This window comes from Lacrimispora sp. (assembly GCF_046972725.1).
Classification (GTDB): Bacteria; Bacillota; Clostridia; order Lachnospirales; family Lachnospiraceae; genus Lacrimispora.
Genome location: NZ_JBKVXF010000001.1, coordinates 577,462 through 597,227, shown reverse-complemented (window position 1 = coordinate 597,227; position 19,766 = coordinate 577,462). Strand labels below are relative to the sequence as shown.

Annotated in this window: 21 protein-coding genes; 19 read left to right on the top strand and 2 right to left on the bottom strand. The window is 42.5% G+C overall.

Going from position 1 to position 19,766, the window contains the following annotated elements:
• Nucleotides 1–9 precede the first annotated feature (9 nt).
• The 4 genes from ACLTWA_RS03075 to ACLTWA_RS03060 all read left to right on the top strand — a co-directional run bounded on the left by ACLTWA_RS03075 (nucleotide 10) and on the right by ACLTWA_RS03060 (nucleotide 4,256).
• Nucleotides 10–522: a PTS glucose transporter subunit IIA gene (locus ACLTWA_RS03075; protein ID WP_412326078.1), complete on the top strand. Its 513-nt coding sequence runs from the start codon at nucleotides 10–12 to the stop codon at nucleotides 520–522.
• A 4-nt stretch (nucleotides 523–526) separates the two neighbouring features.
• Nucleotides 527–1,309 (top strand): Cof-type HAD-IIB family hydrolase, encoded by a 783-nt coding sequence (locus ACLTWA_RS03070; RefSeq protein ID WP_412326077.1) that lies wholly within the window; start codon nucleotides 527–529, stop codon nucleotides 1,307–1,309.
• Nucleotides 1,310–1,376: 67 nt separating this feature from the next.
• Nucleotides 1,377–2,819, top strand: a complete 1,443-nt coding sequence (locus tag ACLTWA_RS03065; RefSeq protein ID WP_412326076.1) for a M81 family metallopeptidase — start codon at nucleotides 1,377–1,379, stop codon at nucleotides 2,817–2,819.
• Between the two features lie 48 nt (nucleotides 2,820–2,867).
• A complete protein-coding gene (locus ACLTWA_RS03060) occupies nucleotides 2,868–4,256 on the top strand; it encodes a M24 family metallopeptidase (RefSeq protein WP_412326075.1) in 1,389 nt (462 codons plus the stop codon).
• 105 nt (nucleotides 4,257–4,361) lie between these two features.
• Here ACLTWA_RS03060 and ACLTWA_RS03055 read toward each other — a convergent pair whose 3' ends face one another.
• Nucleotides 4,362–5,123 carry a DeoR/GlpR family DNA-binding transcription regulator gene (locus ACLTWA_RS03055; RefSeq protein WP_412326074.1) on the bottom strand — a complete coding sequence of 254 codons (762 nt, stop codon included), beginning with the start codon at nucleotides 5,121–5,123 and terminating at the stop codon, nucleotides 4,362–4,364.
• Nucleotides 5,124–5,195: 72 nt separating this feature from the next.
• Nucleotides 5,196–5,933: a SagB/ThcOx family dehydrogenase gene (locus ACLTWA_RS03050; protein ID WP_412326073.1), complete on the bottom strand. Its 738-nt coding sequence runs from the start codon at nucleotides 5,931–5,933 to the stop codon at nucleotides 5,196–5,198.
• Nucleotides 5,934–6,179: 246 nt separating this feature from the next.
• Here ACLTWA_RS03050 and ACLTWA_RS03045 point away from each other — a divergent pair, with 246 nt between their 5' ends.
• The 15 genes from ACLTWA_RS03045 to ACLTWA_RS02975 all read left to right on the top strand — a co-directional run bounded on the left by ACLTWA_RS03045 (nucleotide 6,180) and on the right by ACLTWA_RS02975 (nucleotide 19,726).
• A complete protein-coding gene (locus ACLTWA_RS03045) occupies nucleotides 6,180–7,088 on the top strand; it encodes a LysR family transcriptional regulator (protein WP_412326072.1) in 909 nt (302 codons plus the stop codon).
• Between the two features lie 191 nt (nucleotides 7,089–7,279).
• Nucleotides 7,280–8,185 carry a DMT family transporter gene (locus tag ACLTWA_RS03040; RefSeq protein WP_412326071.1) on the top strand — a complete coding sequence of 302 codons (906 nt, stop codon included), beginning with the start codon at nucleotides 7,280–7,282 and terminating at the stop codon, nucleotides 8,183–8,185.
• A 318-nt stretch (nucleotides 8,186–8,503) separates the two neighbouring features.
• On the top strand, nucleotides 8,504–8,950 hold the full coding sequence (locus ACLTWA_RS03035) for a helix-turn-helix domain-containing protein (RefSeq protein ID WP_412326070.1): 447 nt from the start codon (nucleotides 8,504–8,506) through the stop codon (nucleotides 8,948–8,950).
• An 85-nt stretch (nucleotides 8,951–9,035) separates the two neighbouring features.
• The gene (locus ACLTWA_RS03030; RefSeq protein WP_412326069.1) at nucleotides 9,036–9,269 is read left to right on the top strand and encodes a hypothetical protein; all 234 of its coding nucleotides are present in this window, start codon (nucleotides 9,036–9,038) and stop codon (nucleotides 9,267–9,269) included.
• Entirely contained in the window at nucleotides 9,244–9,657 is a 414-nt protein-coding gene (locus ACLTWA_RS03025; protein ID WP_412326068.1) for a DUF4418 family protein, read from the top strand. The genes ACLTWA_RS03030 and ACLTWA_RS03025 overlap by 26 nt, the downstream gene beginning before the upstream one ends.
• A gap of 1 nt (nucleotide 9,658) precedes the next feature.
• A complete protein-coding gene (locus ACLTWA_RS03020; RefSeq protein WP_412326067.1) occupies nucleotides 9,659–10,867 on the top strand; it encodes an ABC transporter permease in 1,209 nt (402 codons plus the stop codon).
• Nucleotides 10,864–11,550, top strand: a complete 687-nt coding sequence (locus ACLTWA_RS03015) for an ABC transporter ATP-binding protein (RefSeq protein ID WP_412326066.1) — start codon at nucleotides 10,864–10,866, stop codon at nucleotides 11,548–11,550. Before ACLTWA_RS03020 ends, ACLTWA_RS03015 begins: the two co-directional genes overlap by 4 nt.
• On the top strand, nucleotides 11,550–13,070 hold the full coding sequence (locus ACLTWA_RS03010; RefSeq protein WP_412326065.1) for an FTR1 family iron permease: 1,521 nt from the start codon (nucleotides 11,550–11,552) through the stop codon (nucleotides 13,068–13,070). Before ACLTWA_RS03015 ends, ACLTWA_RS03010 begins: the two co-directional genes overlap by 1 nt.
• 49 nt (nucleotides 13,071–13,119) lie before the next feature.
• Nucleotides 13,120–13,779, top strand: a complete 660-nt coding sequence (locus ACLTWA_RS03005) for an iron transporter (protein ID WP_412326064.1) — start codon at nucleotides 13,120–13,122, stop codon at nucleotides 13,777–13,779.
• A gap of 102 nt (nucleotides 13,780–13,881) precedes the next feature.
• Entirely contained in the window at nucleotides 13,882–15,129 is a 1,248-nt protein-coding gene (locus ACLTWA_RS03000) for a Fe-S-containing protein (protein ID WP_412326063.1), read from the top strand.
• Nucleotides 15,130–15,143: 14 nt separating this feature from the next.
• Nucleotides 15,144–16,433 carry an ABC transporter permease gene (locus tag ACLTWA_RS02995; protein WP_412326062.1) on the top strand — a complete coding sequence of 430 codons (1,290 nt, stop codon included), beginning with the start codon at nucleotides 15,144–15,146 and terminating at the stop codon, nucleotides 16,431–16,433.
• A gap of 27 nt (nucleotides 16,434–16,460) precedes the next feature.
• Nucleotides 16,461–17,597 carry an ABC transporter permease gene (locus tag ACLTWA_RS02990; RefSeq protein WP_412326061.1) on the top strand — a complete coding sequence of 379 codons (1,137 nt, stop codon included), beginning with the start codon at nucleotides 16,461–16,463 and terminating at the stop codon, nucleotides 17,595–17,597.
• A 3-nt stretch (nucleotides 17,598–17,600) separates the two neighbouring features.
• Complete coding sequence (locus tag ACLTWA_RS02985; protein WP_412326060.1) at nucleotides 17,601–18,293, top strand: ABC transporter ATP-binding protein; 693 nt, start codon at nucleotides 17,601–17,603, stop codon at nucleotides 18,291–18,293.
• An 11-nt stretch (nucleotides 18,294–18,304) separates the two neighbouring features.
• A complete protein-coding gene (locus tag ACLTWA_RS02980; protein ID WP_412326059.1) occupies nucleotides 18,305–18,757 on the top strand; it encodes an FMN-binding protein in 453 nt (150 codons plus the stop codon).
• A 66-nt stretch (nucleotides 18,758–18,823) separates the two neighbouring features.
• On the top strand, nucleotides 18,824–19,726 hold the full coding sequence (locus ACLTWA_RS02975) for a transglutaminase domain-containing protein (protein ID WP_412326058.1): 903 nt from the start codon (nucleotides 18,824–18,826) through the stop codon (nucleotides 19,724–19,726).
• Nucleotides 19,727–19,766 lie beyond the last annotated feature (40 nt).

Here is a 19,766-nt window from a genome sequence, read left to right as displayed (position 1 = left end):
GTTTTTTCAATGGGATTATTTGATAAAAAGAAGAAAAAGATAGAAATAGAAGAAAAAAGATATACTTTGTATTCAATTGCAAATGGTAAAACACTTCCTTTAGAGCAGGTTAAGGATGAGATGTTTTCGAAAAAAATTTTGGGTGACGGCATTGCTTTTGAATCCTTAGACGGAGCAGTATATGCCCCTTGTAGTGGTGTGATTTCAACAGTTATGGATACTGGACATGCCCTTGCAATTACGTCAGCAGACGGAGCAGAGGTATTAATTCATATTGGTTTAGATACAGTAAAAGAAGGCGGAGAGGGGTTTACAGTGCATGTTTCCGCGGGAGATAAGGTAAATGCCGGAGAGCTGATCGTAACGTTTGATAAGAAGAAGCTTGAGAAAAAGGGTTATGATCTTGTAATTCCAATGATTATTATTAATGGGGATGAGTTTCCGAAACATGAGAATCTATATGAGGGCACGATTCAAGCAGGAGAACCTGTAGTAGCACTTTCAGAAATAACAAAGGTGTAAGGCGATGATTAAACTAATTGTTAGTGACATAGATGGAACCTTGGTGCCGACTGGCAGTTCAAAGATGGATCCGGAATTTATAGAGGTACTTAAAAAGGTTTTAAACAAAAATATTATGTTCTGTGCATGCTCGGGAAGAGAATATAAAGCAATGCAAATCATGTTTCCAGAGGTAGAATCTAAGATTTATCTAAGTTGTCAGAATGGGAATGTGATCTTTCAAGACGGTAACATTATTTATCATAAGCCTTTAGATCGCATGGTAGCTGCAGAAATTCTTTCTGATGTAATTTCACAGGACGGCTGTATGTGCCTGATCTCTAATAATTCCGGATATTATATGATTGACCGTCCGGGATTAGCCGGGGAATTAAAAGAAATTAATTTTCAGTTTGAAGTATCCCTGGTACAGACGCTTGAACAGGTCCCGGGAGATATCAATCAGCTGACGCTGCTTAAAATGGGAAAAGCAGGTGAATACATTTCATATTTTACACGACGCTGGTCAGACAAGTTACATGTGATGTTATCTTCTGTAAACTGCATTGATTTTTGCAATATGACAAAGGCGGATTCCATACAGTATTTGTGTGAGTTATTGAATATTATGCCGGAGGAAGTAATGGCATTTGGTGATAATTATAATGATATAACCATGCTGGAAATGGTTGGAAGTGCCTATATCATGGAAAATGCGCCCAGGGAACTTTTAAGTAAAATTCCAAATCAATGCAGTTCCGTGAAAAAAGTAATTCAATCCGTTATTCTAGGAGATGAAACAGTATAAATAATTGATAAAACAGAAAATGATTTTGAGCAGCAGATGAAGCGAAATCATAGGAAAGGAAGAAAAAATGAAAGTATTGGTAGGTCAGTTTGTAACAGAATCAAATGCAAATATTCCACTACGAAATGAAATCTCTAATTATGTAATGGCATTTGGAGATGAGTGTATTAAGAAGACGCATGTGGGCGATATATTTGAGCAAAATGGAATCGAGGTAATTCCGTCTGTTTATGCAGATGCAGGAGCTTCTGGTGTTATTAAAAAAAATGCTTTTACATATATTGAATCCTGTTTTGTATCGGCAGTCAAGGAGCATTTAAATGAAATTGATGGCATATATCTGATGCTTCATGGTGCAAGTGAAGTGGAAGAAATTGGATCAGGGGATCATCACATTCTTGCCGCTATCCGTGATATTGTTGGGCCTTATATGCCAATTGCAGTTGCATGTGACCCACATGGTAATCTTTGCAAAGAGTATGCAGAGAGCACAACCTTGATTCGCAGCTATCGGGAATCACCCCATACGGACAGCAAGGAGACTATGAAAAAGGTAGCGGGAATGCTATGCGATCTTTTGAAAGATCGACAGAATATTCACTCTGTTTATCGAAAGCTGCCGATGATTTTAGGCGGTGAACAAAGTGTATCCACGGATGAGCCAGTAAGAAGCATAAATAAATATATGGATGAAGTGGAGAAAGATCCAAGAATCCGTAGTGTGAGCTGGCATGTAGGCTATATTCGACATGATTCACCAGTTGCCGGCTGTGGTATTATTGTTGTTCCGCAAAATGGAACAGACCAGGAATATGCAAATGAAATTGCAGATCAGGTAGCAGAGTATGTATGGAACAAGCGCCATGAGTTTCATTATACGGGACTTACAAAAACTCCGGAGGAAGCTTTGAAAATGGCTTTGGAATTTGAAGAAAAACCAGTATTTATAACAGACTCCGGCGATAACACCACATCCGGTGCTACGGGATGGAATACCTATATCTTAAGACAGGTATTAGCCGTAGAAAACTTAAAAAAGAAATTTTTGTTTTCTAATATATGTGATCCAAAGACGAATAAACAGCTGGAAAAACTTGAAATTGGAGAAGAAGCCCATATCAGTCTGGGAATGAATTTTGATGAAATGTCAAAATCAGTAGAACTGGATGTGGTTGTGAAAGCAAAAGGAACACTGCGTGGCTATATGATGCACCCCCATGATGCAGACTATGGTTCGTCTGTAACTGTATCTGTAAAGGGGCTTCCGATTGATATTTCAATTGCAAGTACACGACAAACCATGTGTGAAGAGCATCAATTTGTGGGAATTGGCTTAGACTGGGATAACTATGATGTTATTGTAGTAAAGCAGGGATACATTTTCCCGGAGCTTGCGGCAAAAGGGAAATTGTGCATTATGTCACTGACTATGGGAGCAACCCCACAGGATACAAAGATCATACCGTTTAAAAGAATTATGCGGCCCATGTATCCCATTGACAATATATAATAAAGAGAGAAAAAAAGATTAAATAGATAAAAGAATGGAGAAATTCATGTGAAAACATATCATATTTGTTTAGAAAATATAGCAGCACCAAAGAGAGATTGTGAAGGAAAACCAGTAGTTTTGACAGATGATACCATTCAACAGAGAAAAGAAAAAATCATTGCGTCGATGAAACAGCGGGGACTGGATCAGCTAATCGTATATGGAGACAGCGAGCATAATGGTAATTTTACTTATCTGGTCGGTTATTTTCCAAGATTTGAAGAAGCACTTCTTGTTATTCATCAGGATGGAACTCTTAAGCTGGTACTTGGAAATGAGAACCTTAATAAGGCATCTAAGGCAAGAGTAGAAGCAGAGGCAGTTCATGTATCACTCTTTTCCTTACCAAATCAGCCGAATCGAAAAGACAAAACATTCCTTGAACTTTTAAAAGAAGCAGGTATAAAAAAAGGTCAGAGAGTGGGAATTGCAGGGTGGAAAGTTTTTACCAGCCCCATTGAGGAAAATAAAAAAATATTTGAAGTACCTTCCTTTGTAGTGGATACGATTCGTGAAATTGTTGGAAGTAACGAGCTGCTCACCAATGAGTCAGATCTCTTCATGGGTCCAGGAGGGGTAAGGGCAACAAATAATGCGAATGAGATTGCACATTATGAATATGGCGCAGCACTGGCATCAGACTGCATGTTAGATGCTATGGACCTGGTGGAAGAAGGAATAACAGAGCAGGAATTAGGTAACGCATTAGTTAGAGATGGACAACATACAAATGTAGTAACCATAGCAGCCAGTGGTCCCAGATTTGTTAATGGAAACATGTTCCCAACAGATAACACAGTGAAAATCGGAAATGCCATGTCTTTGACTGTGGGATATTGGGGAGGGTCATCGAGTCGGGCAGGTTACGCAATTCGAAGTGAAAAAGACCTTCCAGAGGAGACTAAGGATTACGTTGACCGGGTTGCCGCTCCATATTTTGCATCTTATGTAAGATGGCTGGAGGAGGTCCGTATTGGTATAAAAGGCGGAGAAATGTTTGACCTTGTTGAAGAGATCCTGCCTCGTGAAAAGTATCATTGGTGGCTTTGCCCGGGACACCTGGTGGCAGAAGAGGAGTGGATGTCATCTCCAATCTATGAGAACTCCCAGGAAAGGTTAAAAAGTGGAATGATCTTTCAAATTGATATTATTCCATCGGTTCCGGGATACGCAGGGGTTTGTGCGGAGAGTACGGTCGTATTGGCAGATGAAGAGTTGAAAAGAGAAATGAAAGAAATGTATCCGCACATGTGGAACCGCATGCAGAAACGTTGCGAGTATATAAAAAATGTTCTTGGGATTCATTTATCGAAAGATGTGTTACCTATGTGCAGCACAGTAGCATATTTAAGACCATTTTTATTAAATAAGGATTGTGCATTTATAAGTAAATAAAAAAATAAGTAAGCAAATTTTGCTCCATGGTCAGATGACTGATGGAGCAAAAATTCCTTTTTACTTAAAGTTTTAAGCGGTTTAAATAATAAAATGGGAATCTTTTTATACAGTAATAATTGAAATGTGATTCTTAGTAAATAAGTCAAATGTTTTCTTATCCAGGTTGGAATCAGTAATGATTAAATCTATTTTCGAGAGTGGTGCGATGCCGTATAGTAAGTTATTGCCAAATTTGCTGCTATCAGCAATACATATTACTTTTTTGGCATTTTGAAGCAGGCATTTTTTCGTAAAACCATCAATGATATCTGGGACTGAGACACCATTTTCCAGAGTGATTCCATCTACTCCAAGAAAAAGAGTATCAATTTGAAACTGTGAAACGAATTCGTTCGTAAGGGGTCCCATATAAGCAGAAGAGGCCTGCCGAAATTCTCCTGGACACATGACAATCCTAATATTGTTCATATTTGCAACAGAATTGGCAACTAGAAGGGAATGCGTGAGAACGAATACATTATTCTTACTGCTTAATAAACTTGCTAATTGATTGGAAGTTGTACCGGCATCCAGAAAAATAGAGTCTCCATCATTAATAAACTCTAAAGCCTTTTTTGCAATACGTTTTTTTTCTTCCAGATATATGGTTTGTTTTTGGGAGATACTATATTCGAAAAGCGATCCACTGTTTAAGAATACGAAGCCATTTTCCAAGGTAACGATGCCGTTACTTTCTAATGCGTTGATGTCTCTTCGGATTGTCATGGAAGAGACATGTAATTCTTCAGCAAGTGTACTAATACTACAAGTACTTGTTGTTTGTAATTTTTTTAATATTAATTGTTTTCTATTTATTCTATTCATATAATCACCTGGAGTAATTATATCAAAAATATGAATGGTCTACAATCAACCAGACAGATTTTATCAGAAAATTTATTGTTTACCAACGGGTGCAATCAATACAATAAATTCATTCTCCCCATCAAGCCGAAGATATCGATTCAGATATTCCTGATCATATTTTCCGATAGCAACAGTTCCACAAGCAATAGAAGTGGTTAAAAGGTATAGATTTTCAGAGATATGACCGGCATCTAATAAAATGGTTTTATAGGCTGACATATGGTAACGCCAAACGGTTCGGTAAGGAATGACGGACCACATAAAGGTTACGGCACAATTTGCCACATAAGTTTGTTTCAAAGCAGCTTTGGATATGTGTTCTATTTGATCAGAATCTTCAAATAGAAGTTCTAAAGCGTGCTGTTCCGGTAAATAATGATAAATTCCGGGAGTAAGGTTGTCTACATTGTTAACTGCAAGATAAGTTTCAAAGGGATGCCGGATTCCTCCGCTTGGTACCGTACGAAACGTATATTGCGGTGTTACTTTTTTTATACCCTGTGTATAAAAAAGAAGAAAAGAAAGTTCATCCAGGGATAAGGGGGAATTTGAAAATTTTCTCTGACTATGCCTTTCGTTTAGAATCTGCTTAAAGCTTTTATCTATTACAATATGATCAAAGGTTTTACATAAATTAGTTATTGGTCCGCCTGACGGAGCCTTTAAAAGTGGAGGATTTGGAATCCCTTCTTCTTTGTCTGGTTTCATTTCGTTCCAGTGATGAAAGTCAGATTTTAATATTTCTACCCGTTCAGATTTATATTGCATAAGCGGCTCCTTGTCTAAGTTTTAGTTATTATGATTATATCGTAAAAAAATATGATTGTGAAATAAGTAATAGTTATTTCTATTATAAAGAATTATTATTGATATACTTAAAAAAATACAAGTAGATACAAGGTTTAAGTGGATATAAAAATACACTGGAGTATTAAATATAATAGTATGGAACCAAGTTAAGATGAAAATGAGTGAAAGAAATAAAGGTACATGGGAAAGGGTAGGTGGTAGTTTGTGAATGATCAAAACATACAGCTTTACAGAGTGTTTGCGGAAGTGGCAAAATATGAGAATATTACTCGGGCGGCGAATCGTTTATTTATTAGCCAGCCTGCAGTAAGTAATGCAATTAATAATTTAGAGTCAAATCTTGGTGTTCTGCTTTTTATTAGAAAAAGCAGAGGCGTTGAATTAACACAGGAGGGAAAGATTCTATATCGTTATATTAATTCAGCCTTTGACACAATTGAAAGAGGAGAGGGGGAACTGGCTCAAATTGAAAAAAATAAAATAAGCAGAATTAGCATTGGTATCAGTACTACAATATGTCATTTTGTTATGCGTCCCTTTATAGAGAGGTTTATAGAAGAACATCCGGAAATTGAAATATCATTGGTAAATCAATCCTCTTTTCAAACATTTCAGATGTTGGAAGAATTTCTTTTAGATATAGGTATTACATCAGAGCCAATTCGTGTGCAGAGTTTTGAGTACCGGCCATTTATGAAATATAAATATACTTTTGTGGCAACGCCGCGATATCTAAAAAAATTAAGGGCCAGAAATGCAAAAACATTAGATGACTATTTCCAGTATGGGACTTTGATGCTTTTATATAAGAACCATCCAATACGTGAAACAATTGATCAATATTTCTATGATAACAATTATAAGATAGGACATACGCTTGAAGTGTCAAATATGGATTTATTGATTGATTTTTCCATCATGGGAATGGGTATCGGGTACATTATTCGTGAATTTGTAAAAGAAGAGTTAGAAAGTGGCGCTTTGATTGAATTGCCAATTATGAAAATGGATGAAGACAGATCATTTGGTCTGATCTTTAACAGCAATACGAAATTAACACCTGCCATGCAGACATTTATCGGTTTTTTTGAAAAAGTCTATCCAGGTATATAGAAAAATATGAATAAAGTCTTTAAGAATCATTGAAAACCTTACAATAGCAGAAAGATAAATCTCAATTATGACAGATATTAGTTATAAATATTTTACAGGGAAATGATTGGGTTGATATAATAAGTGGCAGGATTAAGCGTGGAAAAAGAAAGGAAGCTATGATGTTTGAATAAACATCCTACGGATGAAAAATGAAAAAAAATAAGATTTCATATGTTTTTCTGATTATTGCACTGGTAAGTTTTAGTACTTATGAAGTTATTAGTAAAACAATCGTCGGCGCAATAAATGCAACTCAATTAACTTTTATCAGATTTTTGGTTGGTGGACTTTTTCTATTACCGTTCGCAATTAGCCATATACGGAAACATCAGATCAGATTAAATAAAAACGATTGGATACAAGTGCTTTTATTAGGGGTGATTAATGTTACCTTTAGTATGAATTTAATTCAAATTGGATATCGGTATACGAATGCAAATTTATCAGCAATCATTATTAGTGCAAATCCTATTTTTGTTGCATTATTTTCCTCAGTGTTATTAAAAGAAAGACTTACAGTAAAAAAGATAGTTGGACTTATAATCGGCGTTTGTGGTGTTTTAATTGCAATGGGAGGAACGGGGAACTTTAAAAATCCATCGGTACAATACGGGATTTTATTACAAGTTATAGGAATGTTGGCATTTAGCCTTTATACGGTGCTGGGAAAGAAAACATCATTAAAAATAGGAAGTGAGTCTATGACTGCCTTATCAGATTTGTTTGGGGCGATTACGATCTTACCTATTTTATTGGTTCAAGGAATTCATCCTTTGTCTTTTCAGATATCCAATATTTGGATACAAATGATATACATTTGCATTGGTAATACAGGCATTGCCTTTTTCCTTTATTTCAGAGCATTGGAAAAACTGGATACATCTTTAGGATCTATGACCTTTTTTGTTAAGCCGATTCTTGCCTGCATAATTGCGGCTGTTTTTTTGAAAGAAGAATTATCTTTGCAGATTGTAGCGGGAATCGTATTGGTTGCGATTGGAATTTATCTGGTGTTACTAGCTACACAAAAAAAGCATACAGTGATAAAAAGTTAGAAAGAAAATAAAATTGAATCCCGGCTTTGACAGGGAACATAGAATTAAGAAGCTTATGCCCGCATTGTTTTTACAATATGCGGGTATTTTTATGTGCGCGCCAGTATGGGGCAATCTCATGATAAAAATTTATGATTCTAAATAATAAACAGTACTTTCTTACAGTTTTGTATCTATTTAAAAACATAAATCGACACGAAAAAGTCAATATCAGGATATTAATGTTTATAATTAGGGTATATAATACCTTTTAGTTAGTTTACGCTAACCAATGCGTTCAAAGGCATGAAGGAAGAAAACAAAGAAAGAGGATGAGTTATGTCTAGTGAACAGCTGAAAGTTATATCCTGGCCTGATAAACGCTGTAATGGTGAATACGAAATCTGCAATTGGTGCGGCCCTGAGAATGCACGGTGGATTGGAGCCAAATCAGAACTTACCATGAAAGCGCAGGAGATCCTGCATGAAACATTTCCCCGGAAATTTGATTTAAGTTCTATTTCGAACAGATTGTTCGTAAATAAAAGCTATTTATGCAGAGTGTTTAAAAAGGAAACAGGTAAGACGCTGCTGCAATATTACAATGAAATACGCTGTGAGCATGCCAGAAGACTGCTGATACATTCTAAGCTGGGGCTTGCCTATATAGCCATCCAGGTGGGATTCTGCAACCTTTCACAATTTTGCTGTGTATTTAAAAAAGTAGTCGGAACAACACCTTGTGAATATAGAAAGTCATATTTAAAAGCTTTGAAGGAAAAATAATGCGGTCCAGGCGTGTATAAGCGGCTTCACAGGCTGAGCAGCAGGACAATGAACCCATTAACCAGAATTTACAGGAGGAGCGGGTATGCACGGCTATAAAAATGTTAGTCCACACAACCACCCCGGCGTGCGCTCTGAGAACACCAGAAAACAGAGGGAACATTTCTTTAGCAGCAGACAGCCGTCTGCCGATAGAGCGGACAGAAACAAAATAGTAACTGATTGGAAGCCGGAATCACTAAGACTTTCGACAGATAAGAAAAAACAGATAGAAAGGCAGCGTGTGCCAGAATATGAAATCCGACAATACAGCGAGTAATCTTTTATCCGTCCTTTTACTGGTGCTGAGTATTTTTTTGACCTTTGGCACCCAATTTTTATTCCATGCCTGCAGCCCTATGGAGGATGGCGGCTATATGCTGTGCCACTGGGCCCAGCGCGGGGTGACAGGTGCCGGTGCGGTCCTGGTCATTCTGTACATATTTTGCGTGGCAGCAAAGGACCGAAAGGTCAGAGCTGCATTTATCACGGCAGGGATACCGGTTACTATCCTTGCGATGCTGTTTCCTGATGTGCTGATCTCTATGTGTATGTCAGATTCCATGAGATGTCAGTCGGTCATGCGCCCTGCGGTTTTTGCAGCCGGCTGTGTGATTTTGATAATAACTGCCGTATCGCTGCTGGTGAACCTCAGAAGGAGGAAGTGACATGTGGATTTTTAAAAGTCTTCCGGTGCGTAACTGTCTGCACAGACCCGTAAGAACAGCGGCAATGACAGCATTGTCGGCACTTTTGAGCTTTTCTGTGTTGGCGGGATCGCTGATGATATCAGGTCTGAAAAACGGATTGAGCTCTTTGGAAACGCGTCTGGGAGCTGATATTATGGTGGTTCCTTACGAGGCGGCCACCAAGTCCGCTCTTACAGCACTGATTCTTCAGGGAAATCCAGGCTATTTTTATATGGATCAAGCGTATGTAGACAGACTCTCCAAGTTGAATGGTATCGGTCAGATGTCAGAACAGTTCTTTCTGGCCTCGTCGGCATCGAGCTGCTGCTCTTACAAAGTGCAGATCATAGGATTTGATCCCGCAACAGATTTTACGATTCTTCCGTGGGTACAGCATACATATAACAAAAAGCTTGACCATATGGAGGTGCTGGTGGGCAGCAGCCTGAATGCATTTGCAGGAGATGAACTGACGTTTTACGGCTCAGATGTATCGGTGGCAGCAAGGCTTGATAAGACCGGTACCTATCTGGATTCGGCTGTGTATGCCAATGAAGATACCATAAAAACCCTGATTTCGGCAGCAAAGGAAAAGAAGATATTTGATTTTGGTGGCGTTGACCCGGAACAGGTCGTATCTTCTGTACTGATCAATGTAGCTGACGGTTACTCTGTGGAAGAGGTTCTTAATGATATCAATCTCCACGTCAGAGGTGTGGAGGCGGTTCAAACACAGAATATGGTCTCTGATGTGGCAGGCAAGCTTTCGGGCATTTCGGATATGGCTGGAGCACTGGTGGTTATGGTATGGCTCTTGGTGCTGACGATTATGGCAATTGCATTTTTCCTGCTGTCAAATGAGCGGAAAAAAGAGTTTGCGGTACTTCGCCTTGCAGGCGCATCGAGGAAGAAGCTGATTACCATTTTGATGGGAGAGACTTTACTGGTCAGTGTGACAGGGAGTGCTGCCGGAGCTGCCTTTGCGGTTCTTCTGGTTTCTTTATTCAGCAATCTGATTGAAACATCTTTGAATCTGCCCTTTTTGATTCCGGGAACCGAAGGCCTCTGGATCATGGCTTTCTGTGCGGTCGGCATTTCTGTTGCAGCAAGTTCGCTGTCAGCTTCCTTTGGTGCATACAGGATCAGCAGAATGGATACGGCATTGGTAATGAGAGGGGATAACGGATGATTTTGCAGGCGGAGAAAATAAGTAAAAGGTTCATGCGGAAAAATGGTGAGAGCAATTTTTTCTATGCGGTACAGGATCTGTCGCTGTCACTTCATTCCGGTCAGCTCATCGCGTTATTCGGTCGTTCCGGCAGCGGTAAAAGTACGCTCCTTAATATATTGTCAGGTCTTTTAAAACCCAGTGACGGCCATGTGAAACTGGATGGGGACGAGCTTTACCGTATGGATGACGGCAGGCTGTCTCAATACCGTAATGAACATTTTGGGGTTATTCCCCAGGGACAAGCTGCGTTACAGTCGCTTTCAGTACTGGATAATGTACTTTTGCCGTGCACGCTGTTTTCTGCAGCCGGTGCCTGCGAGGAAGAACGGGCTATGGCGCTTCTTGAAGAGACCGGCATAGGCAAATTAAAAGATGTAAGGCCGTCAGAATTGTCAGGTGGAGAGATGAGGCGCATGGCAATTGCCAGGGCGCTTATACGGAATCCGGATGTCATTCTGGCGGATGAACCGACGGCAGATCTGGACGATGAGAATACAGAGATTGTTCTTAAGCTTTTGCGGAAAATGGCGGACCAGGGCAAGATAGTTTTCATAGCAACCCATGACAGGGACACATTTGGTTATGCGGATTCTATCTATCGAATGGATGCCGGAATAATAAAGAAAGAAGGGTGGATTTGATGCAAAGAAAAGAAGTCAGGATGAGCAGACGGATTGCCACGTTCCTCATGGTGTGCTGCCTGCTTGCTTTTATGACACAGACGGTACATGCAGAGGAGTCTTATTATGCTACCTGGGCAGAATACCAGGAATCAGGGCAGCCTGCTTCGTCCTGGAATGATGTGGTAGATGCCATGGAAGCTGTATTTGAGACGGGCAAGGAGTACTATGCGGCAGGAGATACCAAGGCAGCCTATGATTGTATCAATCATGGCTATTATGGATATTATGAAACGACCGGTTTTGAACGGATCGCTATGGGGTATATATCCGGTTCCAGGAAAACAGAGATGGAGCTGCAGTTTTCGGCCTGTAAAGCCATAGCAAAAAAGGGGGGGAGTGTGGATGCGTTCAATGAAGAAGTGGATCTGCTTGCTTCCATGCTTCGTGAGGATGCCAATATTTTAGATGGAACAACCTCGGAGAATGATTCTTCCGATTCTTCTGGCTCATCCGCAACGACGTCTTCGGGAGGGACCTCTGCAGCGGTAGCAACATTTACCGCATGTTTTTCCATCATATTGAGGGAAGGCTTTGAGGCTATCCTCATTGTAGGCGCCATCATAGCATATCTGGTAAAGTCTGCGGGTGATGACAGAAAGCGCCGCAAAAAGCTGGTAACTCCGGTCTATATAGGATCGGCCGCAGGTATCGTGGCGAGCTTCGTCCTTGCATGGCTTTTGAACCAGCTGAAACTGGCCAACAGTGCTTCACAGGAGGTTATCGAGGGAGTTACTGCTCTGATAGCGGTGTGTGTGCTTTTCTACGTAAGCAACTGGATGCTGTCTAAATCCGAGACAGATGCATGGACATCCTATGTTAAGACAAAAACGGAGAAATCCACTACGGGAGGAAGCAGCTTCGCGCTGACATTTACCGCGTTTTTAGCGGTTTTCAGAGAAGGGGCGGAGGTGGTGCTGTTCTACCAACCGATGCTTGCAAACAGTAATACCGGAAGCGTGTGGGCCGGATTCCTAATCGGCTGTATATGCCTGGTGTTCGTTTATCTTGCGATTCATTTTCTCAGTGTTCAGATTCCGGTCAAGCCGTTCTTTACTGCTACCGGTGTGCTGATGTCACTGATGTCCATATCATTTTTGGGCGCAGGCATTAAGGAACTGATTGAGGGCGATGTCATCACCATGGTATCACCCGAATGGCTGGCGTGGATTCCGGCCAATGATGTACTGGATGTTCTGGGCATCTACCCGACGGTTCAGACCCTGCTTCCGCAGCTGATTCTTCTGGTTATAGCAGTGACGCTGTTTGTTATTCAGAGCAGAAAAAACCGCGCGGTACATATTGAAGCTGAAAAGAACCGGGAGGCAAAGCGCCTCTTGCTGGAAGCCGAAGAAAAGAAGGCAAGGCATGAGGCCCTGAAAAAAGAGGTAATGGAAATACTCGAAGAGCTGGGGATTCAGAAAGAAGCATCCTTGGGCGGAGAGCTTAATCACGATAATTCCCGAGACAGCAGTATTTAACCTGACTGTCCGGAGTTAAAATAAATCACCTATCTAAGGAGGAAATACTATGAAAAAGGCACTTGTACTGTTTATGTGTACATCAATGACAGCTGCTGCATTAAGCGGCTGCGGCAAAAATGCGGCAGCTACGACGGAAGCGGCAGCTGAAGCAACAACGGTAGCTGTATCTGAGGCGGAGAAGGTGGAGGCCAATGTCAGTTCTGATGCTGCGGTAGCACCCGGCGATGCTGCAGGTTTTACGGAGTATCCGATTTTTGAAGATCAGGAAGTAGGGTTTATCAATCTTTCTGCTGTTTATTTTCAGCCGGTACCTATGTCTAAGGGCAATGGCAATATAGAAGATTTTGATCTCCATCTTGAAGCCGACATCTCAGCGCTCCAGAATGATCTGGGCTTTGGTGTAGGTGACTGGGTTCCTTACCTGACCGTTGATTATAAGCTTACAGGTTCTGACGGAAAGGTTGCTGCAGAAGGAACATTCATGGAGATGAGCGCATCTGACGGACCGCATTATGGAGCTAATATTGCGCTTCCTAATGCAGATACATATTCTCTGCAGTTCACGATACACAGCCCTGAAGAGAACGGTTACCTGCTGCATACAGACGCTGAAACGGGCCCAGGAGGTTCTTTCGACAAGTATTTTGGTGACGGAAATCTGACCTACACATTTGAAGGCTGGGATTATACTCCTCAGGAGTGGTAATCATTTCTGAAAACACTGCGCTGTGCCGGGGAAGTATTTCTGCGGCACAGCGTTTCTGTTCATAACAAGTTCAATCATTCATATTCAGGGCAGGTGTACAGAGTGCTAAAATATCTTGTGGAATCAACAGAACAGCTGGCATCGCTGGCTATTATGACAGGGATGCTTCTGGCATATATAAAAATCACATATCAGGGCAGAGCGGCGTTTATCGTGCGGATCGGTTTTATAGCAGGAATCGTCAGTGCCATAGTTATGTCTGTAACGAAAACAGTGACGAATAAAGTGGATACCGGTACATGGAACCTTTATATCTATGCAGTGTCTCTGGCTGCGCTGGCACTGGTTTTTGTGTTTACATTTTTAGGGAAAAAACTGAAAAAGCAGGCGCAGTATCTTCCTGCAGTTATGCTTTCGGCAGAACTGGCCATGCTTTTTTTGTACTTTTTGCCGGCTTTTTTTGAGATGCCGCATACGATCCTCTTAACGGAGGAGACGGTTATGTCTACGGCTTTTATCGTAAAGTTCCTGGGCATGCTTTTGGGTCTTTTGCTGATCCTCCTTATGGGAATATCCGTATATCAGGGAATGGTGCATATGGGGAAGAATACGGCGCTGGTTCTGACCTTTTCAGTACTTCTTATAAATGCCTTTAAGCAGGTTGCCTCAGCCTTTGGAATACTTCTTGCCAAAAGGCTGATAGCATCAAACCACACGTTATTCGTGATATCAAAGTACGCCTCTAATCTGAACGTCTGGTTCATATATCTGACGATACTTGTTGCCTTCGTGGTGCCTGCCATACTGCTGGTCAGAAGCTTTTTGGCCGATGAACCCTATGCGAATCATGCGCAGCGCAGAAAGATTATAGCGAAATGGAGGAAACTAAGGCGTTTCAGCGGCCTGGAAATCGTATGTTTTGCATTCGTCATCTGTATTATGACGGCTGTGAATGCTTATGCCAATAAGGAAGTCGAACTTTCCCCCATTGAGGAGGCAACGGTTGACGGAGAAGATTTCATAATACCATTTGACCAGGTAAATGACGGACATCTGCACCGCTTTGGCTATACCACTGCGGATGATGTGGTCATCCGGTTTATTATCATCCAGAAGCCGAATTCAGCCTCCTATGGCATAGGTCTGGATGCTTGTGAGATCTGCGGGGAGACAGGATATTATGAAAAGAACGGGCAGGTGGTCTGCAACCTGTGCGATGTTATCATGAATATCAATACCATAGGATTTAAGGGCGGCTGTAACCCGATTCCCATTGATTATGGAATTGAAAATGGCAACATTGTAGTTCCTGTAGAAGGGCTGCTGGAACATGAAGCTGAGTTTAAGTAAAGGGGGAGACTTGTATGTTCTTTAAAATGATTCGAGGTACACTTCTCCACCAGTGGAAGAAGATGCTTATGATCGCACTGACCATAGCTCTTGGTTCATCACTGGCGACAGCGATGATAAGCGTGGTCATGGATGTGAGAGACAAGGTCAACCAGGAGCTTAAAACCTATGGTGCCAATATCACTGTGGTGCCGGAGCAGTCCTCTGTAGTGAGCAGCCTCTATGATGTGGATGGTGGAAAAAAGGGAAGTGCGTATTTAAAAGAATCGGAGCTTGGCAATATAAAGACTATATTCTGGGCCTTTAATATTGTGGATTTTGCACCGTTTACTACCGTGTCGGCAGACCTGTCTGATGGGACTGAAGTGGAGGTGGTGGGAAGCTGGTTCGATCATCATTTAGATCTGCCCACGGGGGAACAGCTGGATGCAGGAATGAGCAGCCTGCGTTCCTGGTGGGATATCCGTGAAGGGCAGTGGATCGATGAAAAATCGGACATGGGCATCGATGTAGTCATGGCAGGTGCTTCCTTAGCTGATAAAAAAGGGATCAAGGCAGGTGACCGCATAACCCTTAAGGGAACTGCGGCATCAAAGGAACTCACCGTAGTGGGCATCTATGAGTCCGGGGGAGAAGAGGACAATCAGCTCTATGTGCCGCTTTCGGTGGTACAGGATCTGGCGGATCTGTCAGGCTGTATCGACAGCATTGAAGTCAGCGCACTGACTACGCCGGATAATGAACTGGCAAAAAAGGCGGCTAAGGACCCTTCGTCTCTGACTGTGGCACAGTATGAGGTCTGGTACTGCACCGCCTATGTCAGCTCCATCTGTTATCAGATCCAGGAGGTCATTACGGATTCGGTAGCATCACCCGTCAGGCAGGTGGCTGATTCGGAAGGTGCAATACTCAATAAGACAGAGCTTCTTATGCTTCTTATTATGGTGCTGAGCCTTATCGGATCGGCACTGGGCATCAGTAACCTGGTGACTGCCAGCGTGATGGAACGTTCAGGAGAGATAGGACTGATGAAGGCCATAGGAGCCTATAACCATTCCGTAACCATACTGGTGCTTACTGAAATTCTGATTGCATCTGTCATAGGAGGAGCCGCAGGATTTTTCGCAGGGATAGGCTTTGCTCAGATAATTGGACAGAGCGTATTCGGCTCGGCGATTGCCATACGAACGGTAGTCATACCAATCGTGGGCGTTCTGGTTATTACAGTGACCCTTTTAGGAAGTATTCCTGCCATTCGAATGCTGCTTGGCCTGCATCCGGCAGAGGTACTGCATGGCAGATAATTACAGCGGCGCGGAGGAAATGATATTATGAAGAAAAGAAGAATGCTGTTTCGTATGATCACCGCCTCACTTTTGAGGCGCAGATCCCGTATGCTGGTGGCACTGCTTGCAATAGCTATAGGAGCCACCATACTGTCGGGACTTGTGACAATATATGTGGATGTACCGCAGCAGATGGGGGCCCAGTTTCGAAGCTACGGTGCAAATATGATTTTTATGCCGGCAGCAGATAGCTTTACTCTTACAAACATGCAGGAGAGCCTCGCAGCTATCCCTTCCGCAGAGCTGGTGGGCGCTGCTCCATATCAGTACAACACTGTGCGAATCCATGAGCAGCCAATTATGGCAGCAGGTACTGAGATGGCTGATGTACAAAAGGCCAGCCCATACTGGCTGGTAGACGGAGCATACCCCTCCCATGCCCATGAGATACTGGTAGGGAAAAATGTTGCCCAGAGCCTGGAACTCAGTATTGGAAACAGAGTAAGCGTTAATTTTACACCAGAGGATAAGACTCAGATGGACAGCACGGTCGACTTTACCATAACCGGAATACTGAATACAGGCGGCTCTGAAGAGGAATATGTCTATATCTCCATGGAGGATATGTCAGAGCTTACAGGAAAGTCGGAAACCGTGGATATTGCGGAGGTCAGCGTCTCTGCATCTTCGGCAAAGTTGCAGAAGTATGCAGAGGAAATAAATGAAAGCAGCACCGCAATCAGCGCGAACCTGGTCAAAAGAGTTACGGCCTCGGAGACTACTGTGCTCTCGAAGCTGCAGGCTCTGGTGCTTTTGGTAACTGTTATCGTACTGGCGCTCACCATGATATGTGTTGCTACGACGATGACGGCGGTAGTATCCGAACGGCGAAGTGAGATAGGCCTTAAGAAGGCAATTGGAGCTACGGACAAAGGGATTATTATGGAATTCATGGGAGAAGGAATGGTGCTCGGAGCACTTGGCGGCATACTGGGATCATTTGTCGGATTTGCATTTGCACAGTTCGTAAGTGTCAATGTATTCAGCAGCTATATCTCGTTCCGGCCGCTTCTCGTACCGGTTACAATCATAGTCTCGATTGCCGTCACAAGCATTGCATGTCTGATTCCGATACGCAGTGCAACAAGCGTTGACCCGGCATTGGTACTGAAAGGAGAATGATAGATGAGTCTTTTAGAATTTCAGAATGTATTTAAAATCTATGGGGACCTTCATGCTCTCGACGATGTGAATTTTTCCGTGGAGAAGGGCGAGTGGGTATCAATCATGGGACCCTCAGGATCAGGGAAAAGCACTATGATGAATATTATCGGCTGCATGGACAAGCCCTCCAGGGGGCATGTGCTGTTAGATGGTGTGGATGTAGCAAAAGAACCGGCCAAAAGACTTACAGATATCAGGCGCGATAAGATCGGGTTGATCTTTCAGCAGTTTCATTTAGTCAACTATCTTACAGCGTTAGAAAATGTTATGCTGTCGCAGTATTATCACAGTGTTCCGGATGAGAAGGAGGCAATGGAAGCTTTGGATCGTGTGGGTCTGGCAGAAAGAGCAAAACACCTGCCGAGTCAGCTTTCCGGTGGAGAGCAGCAGCGGGTGTGCGTGGCAAGAGCGCTGATCAATTATCCGGAAATCATTCTCGCAGATGAACCTACGGGTAATCTGGACGAGGCCAATGAAGAAATCGTCGTGGAGCTGTTTCGCAAGCTGCATGAGGAAGGCACGACGCTGATCGTTGTCACCCATGACCCTGAGGTAGGAGAAGTGGCGCAGCGGCAGATCGTGCTGCGAAACGGGAGGATAACCAGACAGACGGTGAATGAAAATTTTACCGGACATATCAGATTCACAGAGTGAGGTGGATTTTTATGAGTTTAAAAAATGTTGCAGGTTTCCTGATGGTTATGGCCTGTATGGCTTTGCTGACTTCCTGCGGAGGAAATAAAGCAGTCTACAGCGACGGTACCTATAAGGGACAGAGCGCAGTACATGATGAAGAAGAGAGCGCAAGCTATGGCAATGGTTACGGCGTGGTGGATCTTACCATAAGCGGAGGCGTCATAACGGAATGCACCTTTGAGACCTACGAAGCGGATGGTACTTTAAAAGCAGAAAATTATGGTATGGAGGGCGGTAAGATAAGCAACCGTGATTATTATAACATGGCACAGAAGGCTGTGGCCGCATGTAAAGAATATGCAGAGCAGCTGGTTAAAAGCGGCAGCGCAAAGGAAGTAGATGCCATATCCGGAGCTACCGTTAATTATAATCTGTTCCAGGAGGCGGTTGAAGATGCCTTAATGCAGGCTGAACGTAAGTAAGGAGTCTTTGCTATGGGAAGACCTGTGTGAAGGATTGACAGCAAATACTCATATTCCGGAGGAAGCATGGCAGGATATAAACAGATGGCTGCAGCTGGATTTTTTTTGCTCATGGGTATCTCTGTAGCTGGGGCGGCAGCAATCAGGCAGAATCCCTCAAAACAGTATATCCGCAGCGGAGTCTATGGGATTGTGTTTCAGGATGAGGGCAAAATTGCAGATATGGTTCAAAAAAGCCTAAAGCAGCACGACAGACGCATCACACTGACCTTTTATACAGAGGGTGAGTACATGGGAGATATCAGCCTGCTGGTTGAGGATCTGATGATGAATGCACTTAACATCGGGGACAAACCGACTGACGGGGATTACATTCGTTACCAGTACGGTGGATATACCTTGTCCTACAGTCATATATGGCTGGGTACCCAGTACTGCTATACGATAGAAATAGAGCCCATATATTATACAACACCAAAACAGGAAATAAAGACAGACCTTGCGGTGAAGGAAGTTCTGAATAAGCTGGATTTTGGTCTGTTATCATCGGATTATGAAAAGATACGGAAAATCCATGATTATCTGTACTGCACTGTGACGTATGATATTATTCATCAGAACAATGAGAACTACCATCTGGATACCACGGCCTATGCGGCACTGATCAACCGTACGGCCAGATGCCAGGGCTACAGCGTGGCGGCGTACAGGCTGTTAAGGGAAGCAGGAATCGACTGCCGTATCGTAAAGGGAACCGTGGAGCATGACGGAACTTCCCAGCTCCATGCATGGAATCTTGTGAAGCTGAACGGAGCATATTATAATATGGATATCACCTGGGATAAGCTGCTTGAAACAGATGATTATTTTTTGAAAAGTGATCATTCAATGCCGGATCATATAAGAGACAGTGAATATGATGCTGAGAGCTTTAGGAACAGGTATCCTGTGGCAGAAAATGACTATTAGAGAAGGGAATGCGGATAAAGGGCTACCCTCCATAAGGAGG